The organism is Lentzea flava, from assembly GCF_014648475.1.
Lineage (GTDB): Bacteria > Actinomycetota > Actinomycetes > Mycobacteriales > Pseudonocardiaceae > Lentzea > Lentzea flava.
The window spans coordinates 1-4,721 of the sequence record NZ_BMRE01000121.1 but is presented as its reverse complement, the minus strand read 5'-3'; the positions used below and the strand labels follow the sequence as shown (position 1 = coordinate 4,721).

Genomic DNA, 4,721 nt, shown 5'->3' with positions numbered 1-4,721 from the left:
CTGCTCACCCTTCCTCACACCAAGGCCAACACCCCGATGATCAACAGTATCCCAAGATCATTCTGTTAGGAGTTCTTGGTCCGACCGAGATGCCACGCCAGCCGACGGTCAGGGCGAGGAACGCAGAGAAGCCGAGGCCAAGCACGAACCAGAGCAGGCCGGTCGCGCGCGAGGCGGCGTGTGCGGCGCGTCGATGGCGCGTTCCAGGCGGTTTCTGATGTCCCGGTCGTCGAATGCGTTCTCCTGCACGGCCGCGACGGCGAGCTGAGCTCGCAGCGCTCGATCCGATCTTGCGACCGTCATCAGCTGCTCGATCAGCCACTCCTGGCCACAACCGCGCAGGAAAAACTGCAACCGCTTGCCCGACAACGGTTTTTGAACGCAGCTCCCGAGCTCTCCGCCCTGCTCCAGCCAGGCCAGCGAGGCGGCCACGCAATGCTTGCAGAACACGCCGTCAACTCCGTACGGGCAGGAGCAACGCCCGCACAAGCCTTCGTCGTGACATCATGCCGCACGCGATGAGTCCAAGTGCCGTCCACTGTGGCGTTCACGGTCGCCCCGTCCACTGTGACCGGCCGAACCTGACCAGCCGCGAAATACCGCTCGCCTCGCTTGAACGACCTCGCGTCAGCCAGCTTCCGCACGATACTCACGCTCACCACCACGGCTGGTCATCCCCGCCAAGCACGCAACAGCGACGGTCACATGCGGGCCACGCCCGCACTGAAGCGACAGCGACACGCCACCCGTTGTGGTGAATCCTTTCCACCAAGTGCCGCAGGAAGCGGATTAGGCGGTGAGATGGTCCCCCGCCCCGAAAGGCACCTCCCCGATGACCTCGCTCTCCCCCCTCGCACCTGGACGTGATCGAACGACGATTCCTCGCGATGACCGCCGGCCCGCAGCCGCTGACCCTCGACTGCGCGGCACTCGGATACGGCCTGCCCAACGAGGCGCTGCCCCTGGACCAGGTGCGCGTACTGCTCCTCAAACGACAGACGAGCTGGGTGAGCAAGGACGCCATGTGGCACGAACTAGGCCGTGTATCGAAGTCGGCTGTGACTGCCTGAGCCAAATCTGCGCTGGTGGGCGTGTCGATGGCCGAGAATGAGTGAGGTCTCCGGTAGAGGGTTTGTCTGCGAAGAGAAACCTGAACACCGGAGACCTCGTGGACACCTTAGCGGTGGCGAGGCGGTTCGGCCTGACCGACGCGCACTGGGAGCGGCTGGAGCCGTTGCTGCCGGTGTCGTCGCGGCAGGGCCGGCCGCCCTTGTGGAGCAAGCGGCAGTTGATCGACGGGATCCGGTGGCGGGTGCGCACCGGTGCCCCGTGGCGGGACATGCCGCCGGAGTACGGATCCTGGGCGGCGGCGTATGGGCTGTTCCGACGCTGGCAGCGCGGCGGTGCCTGGCAGCGGGTCCTGATCCTGTTGCAGGCCCTGGCTGATGCCGCCGGGCCGATCACCTGGGACGTCAGCGTGGACTCCACGATCGCGCGGGCGCATCAGCATGCCGCGGACGCACGGAAAAGGGGGATCTGCAGGCCGGGCCACCGGGCGGGATCACCGCCGAGCCTGACGATCACGCGCTGGGCCGCTCGCGCGGCGGCGGACCACGAAACTGCATCTGAGCTGTGAGCAGGGGCAGAAACCGTTATCGATCGTGCTGACCGCCGGGCACCGTCATGACAGCCCGCAGTTCATCTCCGTCCTGCGCGGGATCCGCGTGCCGCGGCTGAGCGGCGGCCGGGCCCGCACCCGCCCGGATCGTGTGCTGGCGGACAAGGCCTATGCCGCGAAGGCCCACCGGGAACACCTGCGCCGCCGCGGGATCAAGGCGACCATCCCGACCAAGGCCGACCAGGACGCGCATCGCAAAGCCGAGGGGTCGAAGGGCGGCCGGCCACCGACCTTCGACCCCGAGACCTACAAACAGCGCCACGCGGTGGAATGCGGCATCAACCGGCTCAAGCGTCACCGTGCCGTGGCCACCCGCTACGACAAACTCGCCGTCCGCTACGAAGCCACCCTCCACATCGCCGCGATCAACGAATGGCTTTGACCGACTTCGATACAGGCCCTAGTCGTGTTGTTTGCTCTCAATCGCAGACGTAGGTCAGCCGCAACGCAATTCGCCGGGTAGCAGCTCCGCAGCTGTCACTGCCGTCTGGACTCAGGGAACGGGTCGTGAGCAGCCGTACTTCGGCACTGCAGCCTCAGTGCTCCTCACCTGCCCGTTCAGTGTGAGTTGGTCATGTTCGGTGCACTGTGGAGGATGACGGGCAGGTCCTTCGTCGCATCGGTGCAGCACGGTCACAGTGCAAAGTGCCGGGTTCGACAGAGGTGTGATCACCCGCTCGGTGTCGAGACGCGTGCGGTTGTGTGGTGACGGTTGGTCTCGTGTTCCGCGGACGGGATTAGGCCGAGTTCCCGTGTAGCTGCGGCGGTGGTTGTACCATCGATGTACTCGGCGATCGCGATCTCGAGGTTGCCGATGCCGCGCCAGGGTCCTTGAAGATCGGATTGAAGGACATGGCGTTGTCACAGAATCTCCTTTGCCACCAAAGGATGCGACCGCGCCCGCCTCGGGCAGGGGCTGGGTTAGCGCACCGCGAGATATTGCGTTCCCACCGGCGCGGCGAACGATCGCTCGACAAGGTCCTGGCGCAGGTCGGCCCCTTGCCGCTGCGCGTGGTGCAAAGAGTCTTCAGCCGCGAAATCCCTTGCGGCCCAGCAGCTTTCATCAGCACACCGATCCGAACCGATCAAGATCTACCCGGATGTCCTTCAGGGGCAAGGAGTTGATGTCGACGTAGGGTGGTGGTCCTCGACTCCCTCACCGGTTGAAGCAGGTCGGTCCCGCCCGCGACAAATCGGGACCGCGGCCGGGTGGCCAGATCCACCGCCGTGTCGGGCCTGTCGGCGCGCGCGTAGCCGAAGTCTCGCATCAGTGGCGTTCCCCGCCGCCGACGACCAGGACCGTAGCTACGATGTTCGGGTAGCAGCCGCATCGGCACAGGTTGCCGCTCATGCGCTCGCAGATCTCATCGTCAGACCGCGCGGGCCCCGGTGTCCCTACTCGATCAGCGCGACTGCGGACATGATCTGGCCGGCCGGGCAGAACCCGCGCTGCAGTCGGTCGCGCCGGACGAACGCCTCCTGCACCGGATGCAACCGGCCCCCGCCGGTGGGGCCTGACGGTAGCGACCTCCTCGCCGTCACGCATCACGGCCAGCATGAGGCAGGACTTGACTCGACGGTCGTCCGCGAGCACGGTGCACAAACCGCACTCGCCCCAATCACATCCCTTCTTGCCGCCGGTGAGACCGATCCGTTCACGTAGTGCGTAAAGCAACGTCACCCGCGCATCGACGCTCAGCCGATGCGCGGCAATGTTGATGTCGCAGCGTGATCTCGTAGGTGACGGTGTCGTCGGCTGCCGGCACGAGGCGCGGTGCCGCCGCACCGGAAGCCGTCCTTTGAGGACAGTTTATCGGCTGGGTGCCTGCTCTGCGGTTCGACCTCGCTGCCCCTGAACAGTGCCATCGCCGACTTCCAAGAGGCGGCGGAAGCCGCTGTTTCTGCTCAGGCTCGCGCGTCGGATTGATCTTGGCGATGAGCGTCCCGGCCGGGGCGGCGACCGTTGATGTGCGCGGTGGCTTGTCGGTCATTGCGACTGAACAGCTGAGGTGATCGCCTGCGTGACCGCCGTGGCCGGTGGTGTGGCTGGACCGGGGAGCCGGCCACGAGAACACGGCGGATCTCGGGTGCGGCGCCCTTGACACGCAAGGGAATCACGCCGGAAGGCAGCACCGGTGACAGCCGTTCGGCAATCGTCGTGATGCCGAACCCGCCGACGGCCAAGTACAGTTTCGTCAGCCAGTCGCGTGCACTGTGGACGATGTGCGCTCGCCCCGACAGCCCCGGCCAGACATCGAGCGGCGGCTCGGAGGTCGATGAGGAGGTGGCGATCCAGGGTGCGTCGACGAGTTCGTCGACGTGCAGGGAGGTGCGCCTGGGGAACGTGCCGGTGGCTGACGCGGCCACGCGGAGTTCGGCGTCCTGAACGGGCGTGACGTGCAGGCGTGGTGCCTCGGCGTCGGGTGACCGGTGTGGTGGGCGGGAAGTCAGGACAGCGATGTCGAACTAACCGGTGCGCAACGCCCGAGCCAAGCCGGGAGTGGTGCCTTCACGAGTGGTCACCCGAACCCAGGGCGCTGTTGTGGCAAGTCGCGCGAGGGCGGCGGGCAGAAGCAAGGGGCCGGCGCTCAGGATCATCCCCAGGGGCACGAGTTCGGCACGGTGAGCCTCGCCGGACAAGTCGCGTCCTGCCGCGTCGACCGAGGCCAGGATCGTTCTGGCGTGGCTCAGCAGTGTCAGTTCGGACTGGGTGAGCCGTACTCCGCCAGGTCGCCGCTCGAACAGGGTGGCACCCGTGCTGCGTTCAAGCGCGGCCGCTTGGCGGAACACCGCCGACTGCGTGTGACCCAACTGAGCGGCGGCCGCGGTGAAGCTGCCCGACTCGGCGATCTGACACAGCACCCGCAGGCTCCGCACTCGACACGTCCATGCTGATCACACATACCAGAGATGCCAGATCATCGGTTCCCGCAGGATCTGTTTCCGGCCTAGCGTTGCGGAAGACGAGACAGGAGGGGTTTCCATGTGAGTTTCCTAAGTCAACCTCGGCGCCTTGTTGATCTTGGTGGCGTGGTGGATGGCG

General features: G+C 66.2%; 4 protein-coding genes and 2 pseudogenes. 2 read left to right on the top strand and 4 right to left on the bottom strand.

Going from position 1 to position 4,721, the window contains the following annotated elements; all coding sequences use genetic code 11:
* Positions 1 to 108: 108 nt before the first annotated feature.
* Entirely contained in the window at positions 109 to 450 is a 342-nt protein-coding gene (locus IEZ09_RS45600) for a hypothetical protein (protein ID WP_368856233.1), read from the bottom strand.
* A 413-nt stretch (positions 451 to 863) separates the two neighbouring features.
* Between IEZ09_RS45600 and IEZ09_RS45595 the strand changes: the two genes are divergently transcribed.
* Together IEZ09_RS45595 and IEZ09_RS45590 are read left to right on the top strand one after the other, a co-directional pair.
* Positions 864 to 1,070 (top strand): hypothetical protein, encoded by a 207-nt coding sequence (locus IEZ09_RS45595; protein WP_189260094.1) that lies wholly within the window; start codon positions 864 to 866, stop codon positions 1,068 to 1,070.
* Positions 1,071 to 1,183: 113 nt separating this feature from the next.
* Positions 1,184 to 2,060: pseudogene (locus tag IEZ09_RS45590) on the top strand (IS5 family transposase).
* Between the two features lie 885 nt (positions 2,061 to 2,945).
* On the opposite strand, the pseudogene IEZ09_RS45585 reads toward IEZ09_RS45590, so the two are convergent.
* The 3 genes and pseudogenes from IEZ09_RS45585 to IEZ09_RS47285 all read right to left on the bottom strand — a co-directional run bounded on the left by IEZ09_RS45585 (position 2,946) and on the right by IEZ09_RS47285 (position 4,555).
* Positions 2,946 to 3,398 (bottom strand): annotated as a pseudogene (locus IEZ09_RS45585) ((2Fe-2S)-binding protein).
* Between the two features lie 185 nt (positions 3,399 to 3,583).
* On the bottom strand, positions 3,584 to 4,129 hold the full coding sequence (locus IEZ09_RS47290; protein ID WP_301326625.1) for a type 2 periplasmic-binding domain-containing protein: 546 nt from the start codon (positions 4,127 to 4,129) through the stop codon (positions 3,584 to 3,586).
* A gap of 15 nt (positions 4,130 to 4,144) precedes the next feature.
* Positions 4,145 to 4,555 (bottom strand): LysR family transcriptional regulator, encoded by a 411-nt coding sequence (locus IEZ09_RS47285; protein WP_229813562.1) that lies wholly within the window; start codon positions 4,553 to 4,555, stop codon positions 4,145 to 4,147.
* Positions 4,556 to 4,721: the final 166 nt, after the last annotated feature.